At 66.2% G+C, this 23438-nt stretch carries 20 protein-coding genes; 10 read left to right on the top strand and 10 right to left on the bottom strand.

The genetic code is table 11. The annotated features are described in order from the left end of the window. Nucleotides 1-20 precede the first annotated feature (20 nt). From NDN16_RS12085 to iolB, 8 genes are all read left to right on the top strand, one after another. The gene (locus NDN16_RS12085) at nt 21-854 is read left to right on the top strand and encodes a MurR/RpiR family transcriptional regulator (RefSeq protein WP_251113834.1); all 834 of its coding nucleotides are present in this window, start codon (nt 21-23) and stop codon (nt 852-854) included. 156 nt (nt 855-1010) lie between these two features. Then, nucleotides 1011-1964 carry a sugar ABC transporter substrate-binding protein gene (locus NDN16_RS12080; RefSeq protein WP_251113833.1) on the top strand — a complete coding sequence of 318 codons (954 nt, stop codon included), beginning with the start codon at nt 1011-1013 and terminating at the stop codon, nt 1962-1964. Continuing rightward, entirely contained in the window at nt 1964-3055 is a 1092-nt protein-coding gene (locus NDN16_RS12075) for an ABC transporter permease (protein WP_251113832.1), read from the top strand. The genes NDN16_RS12080 and NDN16_RS12075 overlap by 1 nt, the downstream gene beginning before the upstream one ends. Beyond that, the gene (locus NDN16_RS12070; protein ID WP_251113831.1) at nt 3055-3843 is read left to right on the top strand and encodes an ATP-binding cassette domain-containing protein; all 789 of its coding nucleotides are present in this window, start codon (nt 3055-3057) and stop codon (nt 3841-3843) included. Before NDN16_RS12075 ends, NDN16_RS12070 begins: the two co-directional genes overlap by 1 nt. 4 nt (nt 3844-3847) lie before the next feature. Continuing rightward, a complete protein-coding gene (locus NDN16_RS12065) occupies nt 3848-5758 on the top strand; it encodes a bifunctional 5-dehydro-2-deoxygluconokinase/5-dehydro-2-deoxyphosphogluconate aldolase (protein ID WP_251113830.1) in 1911 nt (636 codons plus the stop codon). Continuing rightward, nucleotides 5755-7608 carry a 3D-(3,5/4)-trihydroxycyclohexane-1,2-dione acylhydrolase (decyclizing) gene (gene iolD / locus NDN16_RS12060; protein WP_251113829.1) on the top strand — a complete coding sequence of 618 codons (1854 nt, stop codon included), beginning with the start codon at nt 5755-5757 and terminating at the stop codon, nt 7606-7608. The genes NDN16_RS12065 and iolD overlap by 4 nt, the downstream gene beginning before the upstream one ends. Nucleotides 7609-7627: 19 nt before the next feature. Beyond that, a complete protein-coding gene (gene iolE / locus NDN16_RS12055) occupies nt 7628-8533 on the top strand; it encodes a myo-inosose-2 dehydratase (RefSeq protein WP_251113828.1) in 906 nt (301 codons plus the stop codon). A 27-nt stretch (nt 8534-8560) separates the two neighbouring features. Further along, nucleotides 8561-9367 carry a 5-deoxy-glucuronate isomerase gene (iolB, locus tag NDN16_RS12050; protein WP_251113827.1) on the top strand — a complete coding sequence of 269 codons (807 nt, stop codon included), beginning with the start codon at nt 8561-8563 and terminating at the stop codon, nt 9365-9367. Here iolB and NDN16_RS12045 read toward each other — a convergent pair. From NDN16_RS12045 to NDN16_RS12030, 4 genes are all read right to left on the bottom strand, one after another. Further along, complete coding sequence (locus tag NDN16_RS12045) at nt 9348-10886, bottom strand: PhnE/PtxC family ABC transporter permease (protein WP_251113826.1); 1539 nt, start codon at nt 10884-10886, stop codon at nt 9348-9350. The genes iolB and NDN16_RS12045 overlap by 20 nt on opposite strands. Further along, on the bottom strand, nt 10867-11526 hold the full coding sequence (locus NDN16_RS12040) for an ATP-binding cassette domain-containing protein (RefSeq protein ID WP_251113825.1): 660 nt from the start codon (nt 11524-11526) through the stop codon (nt 10867-10869). The genes NDN16_RS12045 and NDN16_RS12040 overlap by 20 nt, the downstream gene beginning before the upstream one ends. An 8-nt stretch (nt 11527-11534) precedes the next feature. Continuing rightward, complete coding sequence (locus NDN16_RS12035) at nt 11535-12413, bottom strand: putative selenate ABC transporter substrate-binding protein (protein WP_251113824.1); 879 nt, start codon at nt 12411-12413, stop codon at nt 11535-11537. Nucleotides 12414-12585: 172 nt separating this feature from the next. Then, nucleotides 12586-13254: a hypothetical protein gene (locus NDN16_RS12030; protein ID WP_251113823.1), complete on the bottom strand. Its 669-nt coding sequence runs from the start codon at nt 13252-13254 to the stop codon at nt 12586-12588. Between the two features lie 219 nt (nt 13255-13473). On the opposite strand from NDN16_RS12030, the gene NDN16_RS12025 reads away from it, so the two are divergent. Further along, entirely contained in the window at nt 13474-13947 is a 474-nt protein-coding gene (locus NDN16_RS12025; protein WP_251113822.1) for a GNAT family N-acetyltransferase, read from the top strand. Here the strand turns inward: NDN16_RS12025 and NDN16_RS12020 are convergent. The 5 genes from NDN16_RS12020 to NDN16_RS12000 all read right to left on the bottom strand — a co-directional run bounded on the left by NDN16_RS12020 (nt 13904) and on the right by NDN16_RS12000 (nt 18283). Further along, nucleotides 13904-14860 carry a hypothetical protein gene (locus NDN16_RS12020; protein WP_251113821.1) on the bottom strand — a complete coding sequence of 319 codons (957 nt, stop codon included), beginning with the start codon at nt 14858-14860 and terminating at the stop codon, nt 13904-13906. The genes NDN16_RS12025 and NDN16_RS12020 overlap by 44 nt on opposite strands. Before the next feature lie 3 nt (nt 14861-14863). Next, the gene (locus tag NDN16_RS12015) at nt 14864-15409 is read right to left on the bottom strand and encodes a winged helix DNA-binding protein (RefSeq protein ID WP_251113820.1); all 546 of its coding nucleotides are present in this window, start codon (nt 15407-15409) and stop codon (nt 14864-14866) included. Beyond that, the gene (locus NDN16_RS12010; RefSeq protein WP_251113819.1) at nt 15379-16683 is read right to left on the bottom strand and encodes a TRAP transporter large permease; all 1305 of its coding nucleotides are present in this window, start codon (nt 16681-16683) and stop codon (nt 15379-15381) included. Before NDN16_RS12010 ends, NDN16_RS12015 begins: the two co-directional genes overlap by 31 nt. Beyond that, nucleotides 16683-17243, bottom strand: a complete 561-nt coding sequence (locus NDN16_RS12005; RefSeq protein WP_251113818.1) for a TRAP transporter small permease — start codon at nt 17241-17243, stop codon at nt 16683-16685. The genes NDN16_RS12010 and NDN16_RS12005 overlap by 1 nt, the downstream gene beginning before the upstream one ends. 62 nt (nt 17244-17305) lie before the next feature. Next, the gene (locus NDN16_RS12000) at nt 17306-18283 is read right to left on the bottom strand and encodes a TRAP transporter substrate-binding protein (RefSeq protein WP_251113817.1); all 978 of its coding nucleotides are present in this window, start codon (nt 18281-18283) and stop codon (nt 17306-17308) included. 145 nt (nt 18284-18428) lie between these two features. Between NDN16_RS12000 and NDN16_RS11995 the strand changes: the two genes are divergently transcribed. Further along, the gene (locus tag NDN16_RS11995; RefSeq protein WP_251113816.1) at nt 18429-22064 is read left to right on the top strand and encodes a hydantoinase B/oxoprolinase family protein; all 3636 of its coding nucleotides are present in this window, start codon (nt 18429-18431) and stop codon (nt 22062-22064) included. Between the two features lie 7 nt (nt 22065-22071). Here the strand turns inward: NDN16_RS11995 and NDN16_RS11990 are convergent, their stop codons facing one another. Continuing rightward, on the bottom strand, nt 22072-23418 hold the full coding sequence (locus tag NDN16_RS11990; RefSeq protein ID WP_251113815.1) for a glycosyltransferase family 4 protein: 1347 nt from the start codon (nt 23416-23418) through the stop codon (nt 22072-22074). Between the last annotated feature and the right edge of the window lie 20 nt (nt 23419-23438).

Raw genomic sequence — 23438 nt, 5'->3', positions numbered from 1 at the left:
GCAGGATCGGAACGGGTTCGATGATCGACGACGTGGCTACGCCGCCCCGCAATTTCGCGGAACTGAAAGAACGTCTTTCCGGCGGGCAGGTCCGGCTGCCGAAACGCTTGCGTCAGGTGGCTAGCTTCGTGATGGCGCGGCCAGACGACGTGGCGTTGGGCACCACGGCGCGCATAGCGGAGGAGGCCGGCGTGCAGCCGTCCGCGCTGGTGCGTTTCGGCCAGGCTCTCGGCTTCGCCGGCTTTACCGATATGCAGGCGCTGTTCCGCGAAAGGCTCCGCAACCACGTATCCAACTACGACGAACGCATGCTGGCGCTGCGCACCGGCGAACTTGCGCAATCCGATGCGGGGTCCGTGCTGGACGGCCTGTGCGCCGCCGCCAACAAATCGGTGGCCGGCCTTCACGAGCGCACGGATCTTGCCCTTCTGGACAAGGCGGCCGCGTTGCTGGCCAAGGCGGAAACCATTTATCTCGTCGGTCAGCGCCGCTCGTTTCCGGTTACCTCGTACATGAGCTACGCGCTCGGCAATCTGGGCGTGCGCAACACGCTGGTCGGGTCGGCCATGGGGACCGATCCGGAAACGATCTCCTTCGCCACACCCCGCGATGCGGCGATTGCGGTGTCCTTTACCCCCTATGCACCGGTGACGGTGGATTGGGGGCGGAAACTGGCCGGGGCGGGCGTGCCGCTCGTCGCCATTACAGACAGTCCCTTCAGTCCGTTATGCGCCCATGCGGATATTTGGCTGGAAGTCGTCGAAGGCGACTTCCGCGGCTTCCGCTCTCTTTCGGCGACATTGACGCTTGCCCTGACGCTCGTCGTCACGCTGGCCGACCGCCGCGCCGGATGACAAAAGCGCAAGTCATTCCATTTTATATGAAATGAAACGAATGGATTGATTTTAGCGAGCGTCGTGATACTGATTCCCCATGTGCCGCAAGCGCGCTGCAAAAGCCGCAGGCATGATAGGGCGGGCCGAAACGGCCGCGCATTCGGGAGGAAGGTCATGAAACGCTTCATCAAGGCGCTCGTCGTCGGTACTGCCATGGCGGGCGCGCTCGTCGCCACCAGCCAGCCCAGCAAGGCACAGGACGCCATCCAGATCATCGCCGTGACGCACGGACAGGCATCCGATCCGTTCTGGTCCATCGTCAAGAACGGGATGACGCAGGCCGCCGGGGACATGAACGTCTCGGTCGACTATCGCGCCCCGGAAACCTTCGACATGGTGCAGATGGCGCAGCTCATCGAGGCCGCCGTCAACCAGAACCCGGCCGGCATCGTGGTTTCCAACCCCGATCCGGACGCGCTCGGCCCAGCAATCGAGCGGGCGGTGGCCGCAGGAATCCCGGTCATCTCCATGAATTCCGGCATAGCGGCAGTGGACCAGCTCGGCATCCGCCTGCATGTCGGACAGGAAGAGGCCGCCGCCGGGCAGGCCGTCGGTGCGCGGTTCGAGGAGATGGGCCTCAAGAACGTTCTCTGCGTCAACCACGAGGTGGGCAACGCAGCCCTGGACCAACGCTGCGCGGGCGTCACCGAAGGGCTCGGCGGCGGCAAGGTCACCGTGCTGCCCACCACCACCGATCCATCCGAAACGGAAGCGAAGATCCAGGCCGCGCTGTCCAGCGACCCGTCCGTCGATGCCATCGTCGGTCTGTCGGCGCCACTGGTGGGAGAGCCGGCCGTAGCCGTCACCGAGCGGCTGGGCCTGACCGGGAAGGTGCATGTCGCCACCTTCGACATGTCGCCCGGCTTCCTGCAGGCCATCGCGGACGGCAAGGCCGATTTCGCGGTCGATCAGCAGCCTTATCTGCAGGGCTATCTGCCCGTGTCCTTCCTGGCGCTCAACGCCCGCTACGGCACCATGCCGGCCGGCAACGTCGCCTCCGGTCCGAGCTTCGTCACCAGGGACACCGCGGCCGAGGTGATCGAGAACGCCGCCAAGGGCATCCGCTGATGATCGACGAAGACGAGCGTCTCAAGCGCACTTCCTTCGCCACGGCGCTTCTGCGCCGGCCCGAACTCGGCGCGGTCGCGGGCCTCGTGCTTGTGACGATCTTCTTCGTCCTTTACGCCAACCCTGCGATGTTCACGCTGGCCGGCGTCATGAACTTCATGGCGCCGGCAGCGCAGCTCGGCATCCTCGCCATCGGTGCGGCGCTCCTGATGATCGGCGGAGAGTTCGACCTGTCCATCGGATCGATGGTCGCCTTTGCCGGGCTGGTCTTCGGCGCGGCCCTCGTCGTGTGGGAGCTGCCGCTGCCGCTGGCGATCCTCGTTGCGTTCGGCTTTGCCATTCTGGTCGGCAGCGTCAACGCCCAGATCGTGCTGCGCACGGGCCTGCCGTCATTCATCGTCACACTGGCGTTCCTGTTCATCCTGCGGGGCCTGACGCTGGTCGGCCTCAAATGGGCCAGCGGCGGTTCCACGCAGTTGCGCGGCATGCGCGAGGCGGCGGAAGGCAGCGTGCTGACGCCCGTCTTTTCCGGCGATGCCTTCGGCGGACTGTTCCGATGGCTGGCGGAGCGCGGCGCGATCGCCGCCTTTCCCAATGGCCAGCCCACCGTACCGGGCGTGCCGGTGGAGATTCTCTGGTTCGTGCTGTTCGCGCTCTTCGCAACCTGGCTTCTGCTGCGCACTCCCTTCGGCAACTGGATCTTCGCGTCCGGAGGCGATCCGCGTGCCGCGCGCAAGGTGGGCGTGCCGGTGGACCGGGTCAAGACGATCCTCTTCATCATCACCGCCTCCTGCGCCACGCTCGTGGCCATCCTGACGGTGCTGGACGCCGGCTCCACGGACGCGCGGCGCGGCTTCCAGAAGGAGTTCGAGGCCATCATCGCGGCCGTCATCGGCGGATGCCTCCTGACCGGCGGCTACGGCTCGGCTATCGGCGCCTTCTTCGGCTCCATCGTCTTCGGCATGGTGTTGATCGGCCTGACCTACACGAGCATCGACCAGGATTGGTATCTGGTCTTCCTGGGTGGCATGCTGCTTCTGGCGGTCGTGTTCAACAACGTCATCCGCAAGCGCGTCACGGGGGAACGCTGATGTCCGCCACCACGACGCCGCTGATCGAGGTGCGCGACCTCGTCAAGCATTTCGGCTCCGTCATCGCGCTCAACGGCGTCTCCATGCATGTCGGGGCAGGCGAGGTGCTGTGCCTTCTGGGCGACAACGGCGCCGGCAAATCCACGCTCATCAATACGCTGGCCGGGGTGCACCGCCCGACCAGCGGGCAATTCCTGATCGACGGCAAGCCGCGCATCCTCGCCAGCCCGCGCGACGCGCTGGAGGCAGGAGTCGCCACCGTCTATCAGGATCTGGCGATGATCCCGCTGATGTCGGTGACGCGCAATTTCTTCATGGGACAGGAGCCGACAACGGGTTTCGGGCCCTTCCGCCGTATCGACCTGAAGAAGGCGGACGACATAACCCGGACGCAGATGAAGCGCATCGGCATCGACGTGCGCGAGCCGCAGCAGGCCGTCGGCACGCTTTCGGGGGGCGAGCGGCAATGCGTCGCCATTGCGCGTGCGGTGCATTTCGGCGCGAAGGTGCTGATCCTCGACGAACCGACCTCGGCGCTCGGCGTCGCGCAGACATCCATGGTGCTGAAGTATATAGGGCAGGTGCGCGCCGCCGGCCTAGGCGTCATCTTCATCACCCACAATACCCGGCACGCCATGGCGGTGGGAGACAGGTTCACCGTGTTGAACCGCGGCAGGACGCTGGGCACCTTCGACAAGGGCGGCATCACCACCGAAGAACTGCAGAACCTGATGGCAGGCGGCAAGGAGCTTCAATCCCTGTCCGAAGAACTCGGCGGAACGGTCTGAATTCATGGATAGATCTCTAGATGTCATCACCATCGGCCGGTCCAGCGTCGATCTTTACGGCGCCCAGATCGGAGGCCGGCTGGAGGATATGGGGTCGTTCCGGAAATATATCGGCGGCAGCCCCACCAACATCGCCTGCGGCGCGGCGCGGCTGGGCCTGAAAAGCGCCGTCATCACCCGGGTCGGCAACGAGCATATGGGGCGGTTCATTATCGAGCAGTTGCGGCGTGAAGGGGTGGACACACGCGGTGTCACCACCGACGCGCACCGGCTGACGGCCCTGGTGCTGCTGGGCATCCGTGACGAAGACTCGTTTCCGCTGATCTTCTATCGCGAAAACTGTGCCGACATGGCGCTCGCCGAAGACGACATCGACCCCGATTTCATCGCATCGGCGCGCTCCCTGGTGGCCACGGGCACGCATCTTTCCAACCCGGGCACCGAAGCCGCGGTGCTGAAGGCGTTGCGTATTGCCCGCGAAAGCGGCGCCAGGACGGCCCTAGACATCGACTATCGGCCCAATCTGTGGGGCGTCGCCACGCATGGCGAAGGCGAAAGCCGCTTCGTGGAAAGCACGCGCGTAACGCAAAAGCTGCAATCCACACTGCATCTCTTCGACCTGATCGTCGGCACGGAAGAAGAGTTCCACATCGCCGGCGGGACGACGGACACGCTTGCCGCGCTCGGCGCCGTACGGGCCGTGACCGCCGCGACGCTGGTCTGCAAGCGGGGCGCACGGGGCGCGGTGGCGATGTCCGGCGCAATCCCGGACGATCTCGATCTGGCGGAAGCCGGCCCCGGCTTTCCCATCGAGGTCTTTAACGTGCTGGGCGCGGGCGACGGATTTTTCGCCGGCCTTCTGCTCGGCTGGCTCGGCGATGCGACATGGCCGCGCGCGCTGGAATACGCAAACGCCTGCGGCGCCTTCGCCGTGTCGCGGCATGGCTGCACGCCGGCCTATCCCAGCCGGCGGGAACTGGATTTCTTTCTTCGGCGCGGTGTCGTCCGCCCGGACCTGCGCAACGATGCTGCGCTGGAACAGCTTCACTGGTCCACCAACCGGGCGGGCGCATGGCCAAGCCTCAGGGTCTTCGCCTTCGACCATCGTATCCAGCTTGAGGATATGGACGGCTACACGGCGGCCAGGGGCGGCGCCTTCAAGCGCCTTTGCCTTGCGGCCGCCGAGCGGGTTGCCGGTGGCGCCGCCGGATATGGCATTTTGTGCGATGACCGGATCGGCCGGCAGGCCCTCCAGGCGGCATCGGGCACCGGGCTCTGGGTCGGCCGCCCCTGCGAATGGCCGGGCTCCCGCCCGCTGACGCTGGAGCCCGAGCTTGGCCCCGACTGCGGCGGGCTGGAGGAGTGGCCCCGCAGCCAGGTGGCGAAGGTGCTGTGTTTCTGCCATCCGGACGATACGGCGGAGATGCGCGCGACACAGGAAGAAACGGTTACGCGCCTGTTCACCGCCGCGCGGCGCAACGGGCTGGAATTCCTGCTGGAGATCATCCCTTCGAAGGTCGGCCTCGTCGATGCCGACACCAATGCCCGGCTGATCGACCGCTTTTACCAGATCGGGGTCTATCCCGACTGGTGGAAGCTCGAGCCGTTGCAAAGCTCCCTGGCGTGGGAGCGGGCGATCGCCGCCATCGAGCGGCACGACGACAATACGCGCGGCATCCTCGTCCTGGGCCTGGATGCGCCGGAGGAAGAGCTCGCCGCATCGTTCGCGGCGGCGGCCTCGTTTCCGCTGGTGCGGGGCTTTGCCGTCGGCAGGACCATTTTCGCAGATGCTGCCCGTGCGTGGTTGAAGGGCGAGTTGAGCGATGAAGCGGTCGTCGACGCGGTGGCCGAGCGATACGGCCGCCTGTGCCGGCTGTGGGACGAGGCCCAGGCGGGCCGGCGCGAGGTTGCATGAGCGAGAATGGACAAACGATCCGCCTGACGGCGGCGCAGGCCATGGTGCGGTGGCTGGCCGCCCAGCGCAACGAAGACGGGGCCCGCTTCATCGAAGGCGTCTGGGCCATCTTCGGCCATGGCAATGTGGCGGGGCTCGGCGAGGCGCTGGAAGGGGCGGGCGATGCCTTGCCGACATGGCGCGGCCAGAACGAGCAGACCATGGCGCACGCCGCCATCGCCTTCGCCAAGGCCAGGGCGCGCCGGCAAGCGATGTGCGTCACGTCCTCGATCGGCCCCGGCGCGACCAACATGGTCACCGCCGCCGCCCTGGCCCATGTGAACCGGCTGCCGCTGCTGCTGGTGCCGGGCGACGTCTTCGCCAACCGCCGGCCCGACCCTGTGCTGCAGCAGGTCGAGGACTTCACGGACGGCACGGTCAGCGCCAATGACTGTTTCCGGCCGGTCAGCCGGTATTTCGACAGGATCACCCGGCCGGAGCAACTTTTGACCGCCTTGCCGCGCGCCATGCGGATCATGACAGATCCCGCCGAATGCGGCCCGGTGACGCTGGCCTTCTGCCAGGATGTCCAGACCGAGGCGCATGACTGGCCGTCGGCCTTCTTTGCGGAACGGGTCTGGCGCATCCGCCGCCCCGAGCCGGATGCCGGCGAGCTGGCCGAGATCGCGTCGTTGCTGCGCGGCGCGCGCAAGCCCGTCATCGTGTGTGGCGGCGGCGTCATCTATTCCGGGGCGCAGGACGCGCTGTCGCAATTTGCCGAAAGGCATGGCATCCCCGTCGTGGAAACGCAGGCCGGCAAATCCGCGCTGCCGCAAGCCCACAAGCTTAACTTCGGCGCGGCCGGCGTGGACGGCTCCGCGAGCGCCAACCGATTGTGCGAGACTGCCGATCTCGTCCTGGGCGTCGGCACCCGGTTCCAGGATTTCACGACCGGCTCGTGGACGCTGTTCCAGGCGCCGGGACGCCGCCTCGTATCGCTCAACGTGCAGCCCTACGACGCCGCCAAGCACGGCGCCCACGGGCTGGTCGCGGACGCCCGGGTTGGGCTGGAGCGCCTGTCCGCCGCACTCGGCGACCACAAGTCCGGCTGGTTCGACCCGGCTGCGCGCGTCGCATGGCTGGCACGGGTGGACGCGCACTGCGCAGCGCCGGAGGGCGACGGCGTCAACCGCCTGCCCACCGACGCGCAGGTGATCGGCGCGGTGCAGCGTGCGTCCGGGCCGCAGACGACGGTGCTATGCGCCGCCGGCACCATGCCAGGCGCGCTCAAGCTGCTCTGGCAGGCATCGGCGGGCGGCTACCACATGGAGTACGGATATTCCTGCATGGGCTACGAGCTGGCCGGGGCACTGGGCGCCAGGATGGCCCTGCCCGACAGGGATATCGTCTGCTTCACAGGCGACGGCTCCTACATGATGGCCAATTCGGAGCTGGCGACGGCGGTGATGATGCGGCTGCCCTTCACCGTCGTCCTGACCGACAATCGCGGCTTCGGCTGCATCAACCGCCTGCAGGCGGCTTCCGGCGGCGCGGCGTTCAACAATCTCTACCGCGACTGCCGCGGCATGGCCGAACCGGAAATCGATTTCGTGGCGCATGCGGCCTCCATGGGCGCCCATGCCGAAAAGGTGGACGGCATCGCGGCCCTGGAAGCGGCGGTGCGTGCGGCGCGCGGGCGCGACCGACCCAGCGTCATCGTCATCGACACCGATCCGCAGCCGGGCCCGGGCGAGGCCGGCGGCGGCCATTGGTGGGACGTCGCCGTGCCGGAAGCGCCGCGCGGCCCGCAGGGCGAGGCGGCCCTTGCGCGCTACGGCAAAAACCGCGCGCGACAGAACCTCGTCGACTAGACCATCCGGAGCATGAAGCATGATCCTCTACGGCACGAACCCCATCGCATGGTCCAATGACGACGACCATTCCATCGGGGCGCACCTGACGCTGGACGACTGCCTTTCCGATTGCAGGCGCATCGGCTTCGACGGCATAGAGCGCGGCCACAAGATGCCGGCCGAGGGGGCGGAGCTCGGGACGGTGCTGGGCGGCTACGGCCTGCATTTTGCGGGGGGCTGGCACTCGACCAACCTTCTCGTCAACGACATCGAAACGGAGAAGGCCGCGTTGCAGGGCTTCATCGATTTCGTGAAGGCGGCGGGCGGCGACCGCATCAATGCCTGCGAATGCTCCAACACCGTGCACGGGCGCGACGATATCGCCGTCAACGACAGGCCGATCCTGACCGAGGCGGAGTGGCGGCGTTTCTCGTCCGGCTACGAGGCATTGTCGGAATTCGCCGCCGGGCAGGGGGTCTTGATGGCCTATCACCACCATATGGGAACGATCGTCGAATCCGCCGAAGACATCCACCGCTTCATGGAGATGGCCGGGCCGCATACGCGCCTGTTGCTGGATACGGGCCATTGCACCTTTGGTGGTGCGGACCCGGCCGAGATCGCGGCGCGCTACATGGACCGCGTCACCCACATCCACGCCAAGAATGTGCGCCGCCCCATCATGGACAAGGTGCGTGCAGAGGGCTTGAGCTTCCTGGAAGGCGTCCGGCAGGGAGCGTTCACCGTGCCGGGCGATGCCGAGGGCTGCGTCGATTTCCGACCCGTTCTGGAGATCGCCGCACGGCACGGCTATGAGGGCTGGCTGGTGATCGAGGCAGAGCAGGACAGCCTCGTGCGGGATCCCTTCGTCTACCAGGACATGGGGCTGCGTTCCCTGCGCGCGATGAGCCGCGAAGCCGGACTGGACAAGGCCGCCGCCTGAACAAGGATGGGCAAGGGAAACGACACGATGGTTCAACTTCTACGCAAACCGTTCGGCACGCATGGAAAGGTCCACGAGATCACGCCGCAATCCGCCGGCTGGCGCCACGTCGGCTTCTCCCTGTACCGCCTGCGCGCGGGCGATACGGCGGCGGAGGCGACCGGCGGCAACGAGGCCATCCTGGTCATGGTGGAGGGCAAGGCCGAGTTCCATGCGGCCGGCCGCGATTGGGGCGTCCTCGGCAACCGCATGGACGTCTTCGAGCGTACGCCGCCGCATTGCCTCTATGTACCCGACGGGCAGGATTGGCAGGCGCGCGCGCAGACGGATTGCACGCTGGCCGTCTGCCTTGCACCGGGGCGCGGGGGCCACGAGCCCCGCCGGATCGGCCCGGACGGCATTACGCTGACCGAGCGCGGCAAGGGCACGAATACACGCTATATCAACAATATAGCGATGGAAGCTGAAGATTGGTGCGATAGTCTGCTGGTGACGGAGGTGTTCACGCCCGCCGGCCATTGGTCGAGCTACCCCAGCCACCGGCACGATGAAGACGATTACCCCCGTATCACCTATCTGGAAGAGACCTATTATCACCGGCTCTCTCCTGCCAACGGCTTCGGCCTGCAGCGGGTCTACACCGACGATCGTGCGCTGGACGAAGCGATGGCCGTCGCGGATGGCGACGTGGTGCTGGTGCCGCGCGGGCACCACCCATGCGCCGCGCCCTATGGCGTCGACATGTATTACCTGAACGTCATGGCGGGGCCCCTGCGCAAATGGCGCTTCGTGGCCGATCCGGACCTGGAATGGATCATGAAGCGCGATGCGTGATGGATGTCAGCCGATCCAGCCCCGTTGCCGCGCGTAAGCGGCGTGAGGCGGCGTCGATGGCCAGCGTCGCCAGCACGCAGACGAACAGCAGCACCAGCGCGCGGTCGATGCGGATTTCCTGGATGGCGATGTCCACGTAGAAGCCGAGTGTCGCGATGCCCAGCAGGCCGACGATAGCGGACTCCCGCACGATGATTTCCCATCGATAGAGGCAGAGCGCAAGGAACGAGCCGTAGACGCGCGGCAGAAGCTCATAAGCGTAAAGCACGATGCCACGCGGCGCGTCGGCGCGCAGCCCCTCATGCACAGCCTCGGCCTGCCGTCCGAGCAGATGTGCGATGATCGCCCCATTGTGGAGGCCGAGGGCAATAACAGCCGGCAGCATCGACGGACCGAAGACCTGCAGCGCGATATAGGCGAGCATGTATTCGGGCGTCGAGCGCCCGACCACCAGCCCGAAATGCCCGAACCAGGCCGGAAGGCGGCCGACCACCGGCGCGACGAGAAAGCCGAAACCGACAAGCGCGACGATGCCGGCCAGCACCAGCGCGATCTGCGCCACGATCATCGTCGCGGCAAGGCCGGGCAGGGCCTGTCCGACGAGCAGCATATGCAGCCAGTCGCCCAGGCGCGACCAGGTATCGGGGCTCGACAGGTCGCCGTTGCGCAGCGGCGCCGGAACGATATCGACGGTCAGGAAGCGCCAGAACGCGCCGGATGCCATGGGCGGGGTCGCCAGGCTTGCCATGAGGGCGATGGAGGCGACCAGATACCAGGGAACCAGGCGCGGGCGCATCCAGTGCCGCATCGTCGCGATGACGACGTAATAGAGGATCAGCACCGCCGCGACAGCGCCGTACAGGCCCTGCCGGAAGAAGGTATCCAGTTGGAAGCCCAGCGTCGGCAGGCCGATGAAACCAAGCACGGCGCTGGACCTCAACCCGCATTCCAGACGATACATCAGGTAGGTCCGGCATTCCCGTGCGGCCAGCGGCAGGCGTGCGAAGAAGTGCACCGAGACGATATCGGCCCGTACGGGCATGGCCGCCGCCGGGCGTGGATCGGCCTCGTCCAGATATTCCGAGAAGACCTTTGCGAAGATGCCCGCATAGGGAATGGCGATGGCAAGGATGCCCGTCATTGCGGAAAGGCCGCCGACCTGCATCAGCATCAGGGCCCAGAAGAGTTCGTGGATCGCGCGTATGGAGACGCAGAACATCCGGATCGGCCATTGCGCGTAGAATGGCGCCATGACGAAGCCGGCGGCCGCGCCCAGCGCCACGCCGCATATGGCGAAGCCGATCGTCAGCGCTGCGGCATAGGAGAGGGCGCCCAGCGCGGAAAAGTCCGGATGAAGCAGCCCGGCGCCCATGCGGGCAAGCTCCGCCCATGGGTCGTGCCCCGATATCTGGAAATCCGCCGCCGGTGCGAGCACGATGGCGATGCCGACGAAAAGAGCCGTAAGGCCGCGCCGCCCGATCCGGAGCCGACGCCTGCGTTCAGGCGCGATAGAGGTCATGGATGGCCTCGTCCGTGATTTCGGCGGCCGGCCCGTCGAACAATATCCGCCCGCCACGGATCCCGACGAGGCGGCTGGCGAAGCCGCGCGCCAGGGCAACATCGTGCAGCGCCAGCAACATCGTATCGAACCGGCTGCACAGCGTGGCCACCAGCGCCTCGGCATGGCGTTCGTCCACGGCCGAAACCGGTTCGTCGCCGATCAGGATGGGCCCGCCGCGGTGCATGGCCCGCGCCAGGGCCGTGCGCTGCTTCTGCCCCCCGGACAGGCTTGCGACGGCCTTGCCCTCTAACCCTGCAAGCCCGACGGTTTCCAGAATTTCGGCCATTGCCCGCCGCTCCCGCGCGAAGGGCATTGCCAGGTTTGCCAGGTTGTAGAGCGCGCCGTGCCGATCCAGCCGGCCCATGTAGACATTGTGGAAGACCGACAATTGCGGCACCAGCCCATGCTCCTGGGGCACCAGGGCAACCTCCGGAAATCGTTGGACGAGCCTTGCATGGACAGCGTTGAGAAGCGTGCTTTTTCCCGCGCCGCTGCGCCCCAGAAGCACGACGCGCTCACCGGGCGACAGGGTGAAGTCGACCCCGGACAGGACGGTCGTACCGCCATAGCCGAATGTCTCGTCCTTGAGGCGCAGCACGGGCGACGTCAGTCGAGAAGGCCGAGGGCGCGGGCCGTTTCCTCGATGGGCGCATAGGCTTCGTTGGACGTTTCGACGAAGGCGGCCCGCGGAAACGAGGCCAGCAACTCCGGATCGTCCATGCCGATCAACGCGGCCTTGACCTTGTCAGAAAAGCCTTCGCCATAGCGTTCGTCGACATCGCCACGGATCGTCCAGTTGTAATCCGGGTAAGGCGGCGTCTGCCAGATGATGCGGGTTCCGGCCACCTCGGGCGCATTCTCGGCGACTGCCGTGTCGTAGACGGTATAATTCAGCGCTCCGACATCGAACGCACCCGTTGAAACGAGCCGGAGAGTCTGTCCGTGATCGCCGGAAAAGCCGACGCGGGAGAAGAATTCGTCGGGCGCGGAACCGGTCTCCCGGTGGATGTAGAACTCGGGAAACAAGCGGCCGGAGGTGGACGTCTGTGCGCCGAAGGTGAAGCTCATGCCCTTCGCGCCGAGCGGAAACGCGTCCGACCGCTCCAGCCCGGTGCTTTCGTTGGCGATGAAATAGGACACGAACTTCATGTCCTCGTCGCCCTGGGCCAGCGCCCGGGAGCCGGGCACCGCCAGCCGGGCCTGTACGCCGGACAATCCGCCGAACCAGGCCAGCTGGATCTGGTCGTTGCGGAAGGCCGTGACCGAGGCGGCATAGCTCTTGACGGGAATGTACTGCACCGGAACGCCGAGCGCTTCCGACAGGTAATCGGCGACCTTGCCGAAGCGCTCCGTCAGGCGCGTCTCGTCATCGTCGGGAATGGCGGAGAAATAGAGCGTCGGCGCGGTCTGCGCGGCGGCCGGCGAACCGCCGGTCAGGACGAGGCAAAGCACAGCGGCAGCGCTGCCGAAAATCGGGCGAAGCATAAGGTCGTCTCCGAGCGGAGTTGGCAGGCTGCGCCCGGACAAGAAGAAGGCGATTGCGGAACGCCTGGTGGGCGTGAGCGCGCACGGCGCATCGGCAATCGAATCCGGCTGCTGAAACCAAGGCTATCCGCCGCCCGGCCAATGTTCAAGGCGCCGATACGCTCTCGGCTTTCTAATTCTTGAACCCGTCGCCGGACCTCAAGCGAAGGCCCGCCAAGGCGGCTCGCGGACGAAAGGTGACCGCCGAAACGAGCAACAAGCCCACGGTCAGTTCAAGCATTTCCTCGAGGATGCCCGCCTTGAAGGAAGGCACGAGGTCCAGACCGACGGCAACGACCAGAACTCCGAAAGCCAAGGCGAAGCGCATGTTGATCTCGGTCGTGTTGGACCGGACAAACAAGGCCGCTTCCTTACGGTAACGCCAACCAAGGATTACAAAGGCGATCAGGCAGAACAACAGGGCCGTCGCGGCAAGCGCCGCCCAGGTCGGATTGTCTCTCAACAACCGGAGCGTCAGGATGATCACATCATGGCCGCCGTCGAACTCGCCACCACCATACATATCCGGCGGGGAAACCAGACCGACCCTTGCGCCGAAGCTGATTTCGCTCAACGCGAGCAAGGCGCAGAACGGCACCAGGAGCGCCAGCAGGATCCTGTCCTGAAGCTTGATGGTCCGCGACGTCATCGACCGTACCAGGGCCACTGCGGATGCGATGGCGAAGAGCGCAGCGCTGATCGATTCGACGACGCCGTCTTCCATGGTGAGACGGGGCCACTGCAGCCCCAGCGCGAACAGGAGGGACGTCCATACGAGCAGGAACAGGATCCAGATTCCCAAGCCGTCACACTCCATCCGAATTGTCGTAAAACTGTCATATTGTTGCTACTGCCGGATGTGTTGTCCAGTGCCGAGGTGAAACAGGCGTCCATGAGGACACGATGGTGTTTAGGTTCCATAATCTATCTTATGCCATTTATGATCAGCGGCGTTGCCACGGGGTGTCGTTTCGTGCGAGTTGCCGCCTGACCTATCCTCCTCGCCTCGGACCGGCCCGCCATGCTCGACATCAGGATCGACGACCTTACGGGTGAGCAAACCCGCAGCCTCCTTGCCCTGCATCTCGCCGGAATGCATGCCAGCTCTCCGCCGGACGCCGTCTTCGCGCTGGATCTGTCGGGCCTGCAATCCCCGGACGTCACCGTCTGGACGGCATGGTCCGGAGATCGTGTAGCCGCCATCGGTGCCTTGAAACTGCTCGGCGGCGACACCGCCGAGGTCAAGTCGATGCGCACGCACCCGGACTTTCTGCGGATGGGCGCCGCCGCCGCGATCCTGGATACGATCATCCGGACGGCTCGGGCCAAAGGCATACGTCGATTGAGCCTCGAAACCGGCATGGGCGACGCATTCGAGCCTGCCATCGCCCTTTATCGCCGGCGCGGCTTCAGCGATGGCGGCCCCTTCGGCGCATACGCGGAAAACGACTTCAGCCGGTTCCTGCACCTCGACCTGGACCAACCGTCGGGTTGATCCGGCCGTACCATCGCGCCAGCAGGAACGGCGTCAGATACATCGGGATCTGGAAGCAGCCGACGAACAGCAGGACATCGTCCACCGTCGCGGCCGGCAGGACGCTGAGGAAAAGCGCCATGTTGCGGTTGCCCGCCGTGATGCCGATGGCCGTTGCCGCATCCGGATCGCTGCGGCTCGCCAACCAGCTGGCGGCAAGCTGGGGCGCAAAGCCGACGATGAAGGCCGCGCCAAGCGTTGCCGCAAAGACGGAGGGTCGGCCCAGCAATGCGGGGCCGATCGCCGACATCAGTCCCACCACGACCGCACCCAGAAGGAAGGCCGCGGAAGCATCCATCACCAGAAGCGCCCGCGGCGTCCCCCTCACCAGCCTGAAGTGTCGCAGCGCCAGCGCTGCCGCACCGGCCAGCGCGATCAGCGCCAGCAGTTCCATGGCCGAGCGCATAACAGCCTGCGGAGAGCCGAAGGCCGGCACCATCAGGAAAACCGGAACGATCGTCAGCGGCAGCAGCACGGTGCCTACCACCAGTTGCCGTAACGCCGGCCCCGGCTCTCCGCCGACCATGAGCGTTATGTTGGCGCTGCCGGTGATCGGGGGCGCGGCGAGCGCAAGGACGCATCCCATCGCGATCGGGTGGGCCAGCACGCCGGCGGCGGCAAGCATTGCGGCGAGCGCCACCGGGACGGCAAGCTGAAGCCTGAGGGTTCGGCCCACCGCGTTGGGCAGCCCGCGCAGGCCCGCCGAGACGCCTTGCGGACCCATGCGAAGCACGGCGATGAACAGGAGCAGGATGACGGTCGGGCCGACCGCCGGGCGCAACAGTTCCGCCAGGTCGGGCGCCAGGATGCCCACGAGGAGGCCGGCAGCGAGGACAAGGCGCGCGTTGCGCGCCAGGAAGGACGCGAAACGCACGCGCTACAGGGACGCCGCAGCGCGCGACGCCTGGTCGTAGGCGCCGGACAGCGCCCGCATCAGCGCCGCCACGCGTGACAACTCGCCCGCCTCGAAGCCGAGCTGGCGCGCCGTCTGGACGAGAAGCGCCTCGCGCACCTCGCGGTAGCGACGGCACAGGGCCGCGCCCTCCCGGGTGATCGCGACCGTCTTTTCCTTGCCCTCGCGGCCTGCCTTGACCAGGCCGTGCGCCACGAGCTTCTTGATCGCATAGCTGGCAACGTGCGTGTCCTCGATATTGAGGACGAGGCAGATATCGGCCAACGTCTTGGGCCGGGCGCGATGATGCACGAGATGCACGATCAGCACCTCCATGGGCGACATGGTCGGGCCCCCGGCGGCCGCCGTGCAACGGACGATCCAGCGTTGGAAAGCGTGGTTGGACATGGTCAGCGCGAACTCGACTTCCGACAGCGCCGGCAAGCCAGAATCGGCCAGGTGTGCCGACGAAACGACCGGTCCGATGCCGGGCGCCGCCGTCAATTGCTCATCATCGTGCCCGGAAGCCATAACGCAATTCCCGGAAAGACCGTGATGATGGCGGTCGCCAGCACCAGGAGGAGGAAGAAAGGCAGCGCATAGAGCGCGATGCGGAAGATGTTCTGCCCGGTGATGGACTGTATGACGAAGAGATTGAACCCGACCGGCGGCGTTATCTGGCTCATCTCCACCACCAAGACCAGAAAGATGCCGAACCAGATGGGGTCTATTCCCGCGGCAAGAACCATGGGCAGGATGACCGACGTCGTCAGGACCACGATGGAGATGCCGTCCAGAAAGCAGCCGATGATGATGAAGAACACCAGCAGCACGGCGAGCAGCGCGTAGGGCGACAGGCCCATCTCGCCGATCATGCTGGCAAGGCTGCGCGGAATTCCGGTGAAGCCCATCGCGATGGTCAGAAAGGATGCGCCAGCCAGGATGAAGGCGATCATGCAACTGGTGATCGCCGCCCCGCGCAGTGCGGAGACGAAGCTGTCCTTGTCGAGACCGCCCGAAAGACCGGCAATGAGGAGCGATCCGACCACGCCGATCACGGCCGCCTCCGTGGGCGAAGCAAGGCCGGCATAGATGGAGCCGATCACCGCTGCGATCAGCAGCACCGTCGGCAGCAGCATGGCCAGCGCCCGCCCCCGCTCGGCCCAGCTCGGCGCCGGCTCCGGCGGCGGCAACTTGTCGCGGTTGAGGCTCGCCCAGATCATCACGAAGCCGGAAAACAGGATGGCCAGCAGGACGGCCGGGCCGATGCCGGCCAGGAACAGGCGGGCGATGCTTTGTTCCGTCGCCGCGCCATAGACGATCATGATGATCGACGGCGGGATCAGGAAGCCGAACGTGCCCGACCCTGCAAGCGTGCCGATGGCAAGCGAATTATCGTAGCCGCGGCTTTTCAGCTCGGGCAGCGACATGCGCCCGACGGTTGCGGTCGTGGCCGCGGAAGAGCCGGAAACGCAGGCGAAAAGCGCGCAGCCGAGGACGTTGACGTGCAGGAGGCCGCCCGGCAGCCGCCGCGTGAAGGGCGCCAAACCACCGAAGAGGTTGGACGACAGCCGCGACCTGAACAGGATTTCTCCCATCCAGATGAACATCGGCAACGCCGTCAGATCCCATGAATTCATGGCGCCCCAGACACGCCGCGCGAAGACCGAGGCGACCGGTGCGGACGACGCGATTTCCATGGCGACGAGACCAACCGCCATAAGTGCGAAGCCGACCCAGAGCCCGCAGAGGAGCAGGCCGAACAGGACGACGACGAGAACGAGGGAAAGGAGCCCGATATCCATCAATGTGCCCCCTCGCCGGTCTCGCGTTCCTTCTCGACCTTGCGAAAGGCCGGCTCCCGGCCGGAAAGTGCCGTAACCAGTTCGTCCAGAAGGGCGATGACGAAGATGGTCAGGCCCAGGGTCATCACGGCCTGCGGAATCCACAAGGCGATCGGCACGAGGCCATAGGATACCGATCCGCGCTCGAAGGAAGCGAAGGTCTGGACACCGATGGCCCAGGCCGCGAAAGCGGCGAGGCAGAGGCCGACGCCGAGAACGAGGATGGACATGATCCTGTCCCCCCTGTCGCCGAACAGCCGCAACGCCAGCGTGACGCGAACATGCCCCGCCGAGCGCAGCGCGGCGGGCAGCGCCAGGAATGCGGAAGCCACGAAGAGGAACCCGCCGATTTCGGCCAGCGAAGGGATCGCGAACCCGTATCGCGCACCCCCGAACAGGACGGCGACCCTGTCGGCCACCCGCCCCAGGATCTGGACGGAGACGAGAGCCGCTATCAGCACCATCGAAAGACAGGCGCCGATAAGAGAGACGCCGTAGAGGGCGTCGAGAGCCTTGCGCATGTGGATATCGTCTCCGGCAGCGGACGGGGGTCGGGCGGCCGGCAAGCCGCCCGCACACTGGATCAACGGTTGCGATATGCCTCGACCACGGCGCGGCCTTCGTCACCCGCCTGCTGCTCCCACTCGGCGGTCATCGTGGCGCCGACCTCCTGGAGCTTGGCCGCCAATGCCTCCGACGGCTTCGACACGACCATGCCGCCGGCTTCGAGCTCGGCGATCTTTTCGTCGGTCTCGGCCCGCGACATCTCCCAGCCGCGCGTTTCGGCCGCGGCGGCCGCCTCGAGAACGGCGTTGCGGTCTTCATCGCTCAGGGCGTCGAACATGTCCGTATTGACCACGACGACATTCTTCGGAAGCCATGCCTGCACGTCGATGTAGTTGCTGACGAAATCCCATGCCTTGGCGTTCGCGCCGGTTGAAGGCGAGGTGATCATCGCCTCGACGCGGCCGGTCGAGAAGGCCGTCGGCACGTCGGTTTCCTCCACCTGCGTCGGCGTTGCGCCGACAAGGGTGGCCAGGCGTTCCGTGGCGACGTTGTAGGCGCGGAAGTTGAGGCCCTGAAGCTGCGCCGGATCGGTGATCTCCTGCTTGAGATACAAGCTCTGGCCGGGCCAGGGTACGGCGTAGAGCAACGTCAGCCCCTGCTCGGCCAGCTTGGCCGACACGGCCTCGCGCGATGCTGCCCACAGCGCCTCGGACTCTTCATAGGACGAGGCGAGGAAGGGAATCGAGTCCAGCGCGAAGATCGGATCCTCGTTGGCCAGGCGCGACAGGAGAAACTCGCCGATCGGAACCAATCCGTCGCGCACGGCATCGCGGATCTCCGCATGGCCGAACAGCGAGTTGGCCGAATGGACCGTGATCGTCACGTCGCCGCCCGTCGCCTCGCCGACGTCGGCCGCGAATTCCGCGATGTTCTGCGTATGGAAGATGCCGTCTGCATAGGGCGTCGGCATATCCCAGTTTTCCGCCCGTGCGGAGGCCATGCCGACAGTAAGGCAGGCGGCGCCGACAAGGCCGACACGAATGAGATTGGTCATGCGTTGCTTCCCTCTTCCGATGGTTCGAGCATCCGGCATCCAAAGCCGATTACCAAATGTGCATGCTTAAAAACAGAGCTTGACTTACACGTCTGCATTTTGTCAACAAATTATCGACGTGATGTCGGCAGGTGGAGATTGGGCTATGGCTGAGCGCATGTGGGATTTCTGGATCGACCGTGGGGGCACCTTCACCGACGTCATCGGGCGCGCTCCATCCGGTGAACTGCATCCGATGAAGCTGCTTTCCGAAAACCCGGAAGCCTACGAGGACGCCGCCATCGAGGGCATTCGCCGGTTGATCGGCGTCGAGGCCGGCGCTCCCATCCCCGCTGGGCGGGTCGGCACGGTGCGCATGGGAACGACGGTGGCCACCAATGCGCTTCTGGAGCGCAAGGGCGAGCGGACGCTTCTGCTGATCACGCAAGGGCTGCGGGACCAGCTTCGGATCGCCTATCAGGCGCGGCCCGATATCTTCGCCAAGGAGATCATCCTGCCCGAACAACTCTACGAGCGGGTCGAGGAGGTGCAGGAGCGATTGATGGCGGATGGTTCGGTGGAGCGCCCGCTCGACCTGGATGGCCTTCGCCCTGCCCTCAAGGCTGCGCGCGCGGATGGCTTCGACGCCGTCGCCATCGTGCTCATGCATGCCTGGACGAATCCGCAGCATGAGATTGCCGTGGCGGAACTGGTGCGGTCCCTCGGCTTCTCGCAGGTTTCGGTGAGCCACGAGGTATCGCCGCTCATCAAGCTGGTCGGTCGCGGGGACACGACGGTCGTCGACGCCTATCTGTCGCCCATCCTCGGGCGTTACGTCTCGCGCGTGGCCCGTACGCTGGGGGCAACTCCCGCCGGAGACCCCGGCCCGACGCTGCAATTCATGATGTCGTCCGGCGGGCTGACGGCGGCCGATCGCTTTCGCGGCAAGGACGCCATCCTGTCGGGGCCGGCGGGGGGCGTCGTCGGCATGGTGCGGACCGCGGGCCAGGCCGGATTCTCGCGCGTGATCGGCTTCGACATGGGTGGCACCTCCACCGACGTCGCCCATTCGGCGGGCGAGTACGAGCGCGCCTTCGACACCGAAGTCGCCGGGGTGCGGATCCGCGCGCCGATGATGCGCATCCATACGGTGGCCGCAGGCGGCGGATCGATCCTGCATGCCGAAAAGGGACGCTTCCGCGTCGGCCCCGATTCCGCCGGGGCCGATCCGGGCCCGGCGGCCTATCGGCGCGGCGGCCCGCTGACGGTGACGGACGCCAACGTGATGCTGGGCAAGCTCAATCCGCAATATTTCCCGTCTATCTTCGGCCCGGCGCAGGACCAGCCTTTGGACCGCGAGACGGTGGCAAGGAAATTCGCCGAGATCGCCGCCACGGCCGGCGAAGGGCGCTCGGCCGAAGAGGTGGCCGAAGGCTTCCTGACCATCGCGGTCGAGAACATGGCCAACGCCATCAAGAAGATCAGCGTGCAGCGCGGCTACGATGTGACGCGCTATCTGTTGAACTCGTTCGGCGGCGCAGGTGGCCAGCACGCCTGCCTCGTGGCCGACGCGCTCGGCATGGAGCATATCCTGCTGCATCCCCTGTCCGGCCTCCTGTCGGCCTACGGCATGGGCCTCGCGACGGTGACCGCCAGCCGCCAGCAGGGTCTTGTCCGGCCGTTCGGCGCGGACAGCCGCAAGGCCGTCTCCGCCCTCACGGCCGAGTTGCGTGCGGCCGTCCTGGGCGAACTGGCAGAGCAAGGCGTGACGCACGACGCGACGCAGACACGAACCAAACTGCACTTGCGCTACGACGGAACGGATACGACGCTGGACGTGCCCTTCGATGGCGACGAGGATGCCGCGCGCGCCAAATTCGAAGCGATGCACAAGGCGCAGTTCGGCTTCATTTCGCCGGGCAAGCCCATCACGGTCGAGGCCGTGGAAGTGGAAGGCTGGGACCGGCAGCCCGGAGACAGCGTGTCCGAAGCGGACGCCGACGCGGAGCGCGCCGCCGAAAGCGACGAGCGCGTCCGGTTCTTTTCCGGTGGCGCGTGGCGGGAAGCCGGCGTCTTCCGCCGCGAGGGCCTTGCCGCAGGCGACGCCGTCCGCGGGCCTGCCCTGATCATAGAGCCCAACCAGACCGTGGTGGTCGAGCCGGGCTGGACGGCGCGCCTGACGGCGGCCGACCACATCGTGCTGAAGCGACACGAGAAAATGGTTCGCGCCGGCGCAATCGGCACCGAGCAGGCGGATCCGATCCTGCTGGAGGTGTTCAACAACCTGTTCATGGCCATCGCCGAGCAGATGGGCGTGGCGCTGCAGAACACGGCCCACTCGGTGAACATCAAGGAGCGGCTGGATTTCTCGTGCGCCGTCTTCGACGCCGACGGCGCGCTCGTGGCCAACGCTCCGCATATGCCGGTGCATCTCGGTTCGATGGATCGTTCGGTGGAGACCGTGATCCGGCTGAACGAGGGCACGATCCGGCCGGGTGACGTCTACGCCCTGAACGCCCCCTATAATGGCGGCACCCACCTGCCCGATATCACCGTCGTCAGTCCGGTCTTCGACGAGGACGGCGAGCGCATCATATTCTGGGTCGCCTCGCGCGGGCACCACGCCGATGTCGGCGGCACGGCGCCCGGTTCCATGACGCCGCTGGCCACCACCGTCGACGAGGAAGGCGTGCTCATCGACAATTTCCGTCTCGTGGCGGACGGCGTCTTCCAGGAGGAAGCGCTGAGGCGGCTGTTGACCGAACACCCCTACCCGGCCCGCAACCCGGCGCAGAACATCGCCGACATGAAGGCGCAGATCGCCGCCAACGAGCGCGGCGCAGCGGAACTGCGCCGCATGGTGGCGGAGTTCGGCCTGCCTGCCGTGGAAGCCTATATGGGCCATGTGCAGGACAACGCCGCCGAGGAAGTCGCGCGGCTGATCGGCCGGCTGGACGACTGCGAATATAGCTATGACACCGACACGGGGCAGACGATCAAGGTCAAGATCACCGTGGATCGTGCCAGCCGTACGGCGACGGTGGATTTCACGGGGACGTCCGAGGCTATCGCCAACAATTTCAATGCGCCGGAGCCCGTCACGCGCGCCGCGGTCCTTTACTGCTTCCGCGTCATGGTCGAAGCGCCGATCCCCATGAATGCGGGGTGCCTGCGGCCCATCCGCATCGTGGTGCCGGAGGGCTCGATGCTCAAGCCGGCCTATCCGCGCGCAGTGGTCGCCGGCAATGTCGAGACCTCCCAGCATGTCACCAACGCCATCTTCGGCGCGCTGGACGCCATCGCCAACAGCCAGGGCACGATGAACAACCTGACCTTCGGCAATGACGAGTACCAGTACTACGAGACGATCTGCTCGGGCTCGCCCGCCGGACGCACCAATGACGGGCGCGGCTTCGCCGGAACCTCGGGAGTGCACGTGCACATGACCAATTCCCGGTTGACCGATCCGGAAATCCTGGAAATGCGCTATCCGGTGATGCTGGAGCAGTTCGGCCTGCGCCGGGGCGAGCGCGGCGAAAGCGCCTTCGACCCGGGCGAAGGCACCACGCGCACCATTCGTTTCCTGCAGCGCATGGACTGCGCCATCCTGTCGTCGCATCGCTCGATCGCGCCCAGGGGCATCATGGGCGGCGCGGCCGGCGAATGCGGGCGGACCGAGGTTCGACGCCTGGACGGGTCGATCGAGGTTCTGAAGGCTTGCGATCAGACCGTGCTGGAGCCCGGCGAGGCCGTGACGGTCGTCACGCCCATTGCCGGCGGTTTCGGCGTCCGGAACCGCTGACCCACCTTCAGGATTCCCGCTGCGTCGACGGCCGGAGGATGAACTGGTGCTGCACCAACCTGTCCGCCGGCCGTGACGGCTCCACGTCGGCGTCGGTCAGCGGCCGCCCGGCCGCGACCGCCTCGTAAAGCACGAGCATCCGACTGATCTTGTCGTCCCAGTCGAAGTTGCGCAGCGCCCTGTTGCGGCCGGCGGTTCCCATGGCGCCGCGCCGCGCCGGATCGGCGGCCAACCGTCCTATGGCAGAGGCGAAGCCGGCCACCAGATCGTCGCGGCCTGTAGGCTCGATCAGAATCCCGCAGCTTGCATCCAGATAATCCATCGGCCCGCCCCAGGCGGTGGCGATCACGGGAACGCCCGCCGCCATCGCCTCCAGCACGACCGCGCCGCCGCACTCGTAGAGGCTCGGCAACACAAGCGCATCCGCGTTGCGCATCGCCGCGGCGCATTCGGGCTGGGGCAGGAAACCGTGGAACCGGACCTTCTGTCCAAGGCCGAGTTGTTCCGCCAGCGCCTGCAAGGGCTGGCGCATGGGGCCATCGCCGATGATATCCAGCGTGGCGTCGCATCGCGGCGGCAACCGCCCGAGCGCCTCCAGAACGATGTCCACCGCCTTCCAGTCCACCAGCCGGCCCAGGAACAGAAGGCGCATGCCGCCGTCCGTGCCGGACGGCGATGCGCTCCGCGGCTGCCAGAGTTCGGTGTCGATGCCGTTTTCCACCAGTTCCACCACCGCGCCGCGGCATTTCGGCGGCAGGCCCAGCCGCGTGCGCTGGTTGGCGACCAGCAGGAGGGCCGCTTCGCGCTTGCCGCGCATCAAGCCGTGCAGATGGTCGGAAAGCGCCCTCGCCGAGCCCAGTATCTTCTGGACCGTTCCCTTGGCCTTTGCCTGCATGGCCGGTGGATAGGACATATTGCCGTTCATCGGCCCCATCACCACCGGCGCGCCCAGATCGACCATCAGGGACGGCTCGCGCGGGGAAACGGGAATGGGCTGGTGGACGATGGATATCGCATGGTCGCGGACGAGCCGGCGCACCAGGCGGCGCGCCTCGATCTGGTTGGCGATACGGCTGGCATATCCGAAGGTGATATCGCCGAGCTGGGCCGGCATCCTGGCCCCCATCTTCCAGCAGAAGATGTTGAACCGGTTGTCCGGGATGAAATGGATACGATCCAGCGCCTCCGGCGCCAGACGCGTAAGTTCGGCGCGCGTACGCTCGTGGACGACAAGCCAGGTATCGACGCCCCTTGCTCGCAGCCTGGTAAAATAATGCCATGGCAGCGATGCCTCGCCGCCGAACATCATCGACGCATTCTCACTGACGATCAGGACTTTCGGCTTCGTCTTCATGGCGATCCCGGCGCGTTTTC

It is taken from the genome of Aureimonas altamirensis, assembly GCF_023702225.1.
GTDB lineage: Bacteria > Pseudomonadota > Alphaproteobacteria > Rhizobiales > Rhizobiaceae > Aureimonas > Aureimonas altamirensis_B.
This window is presented reverse-complemented; position numbering and strand designations above follow the sequence as displayed.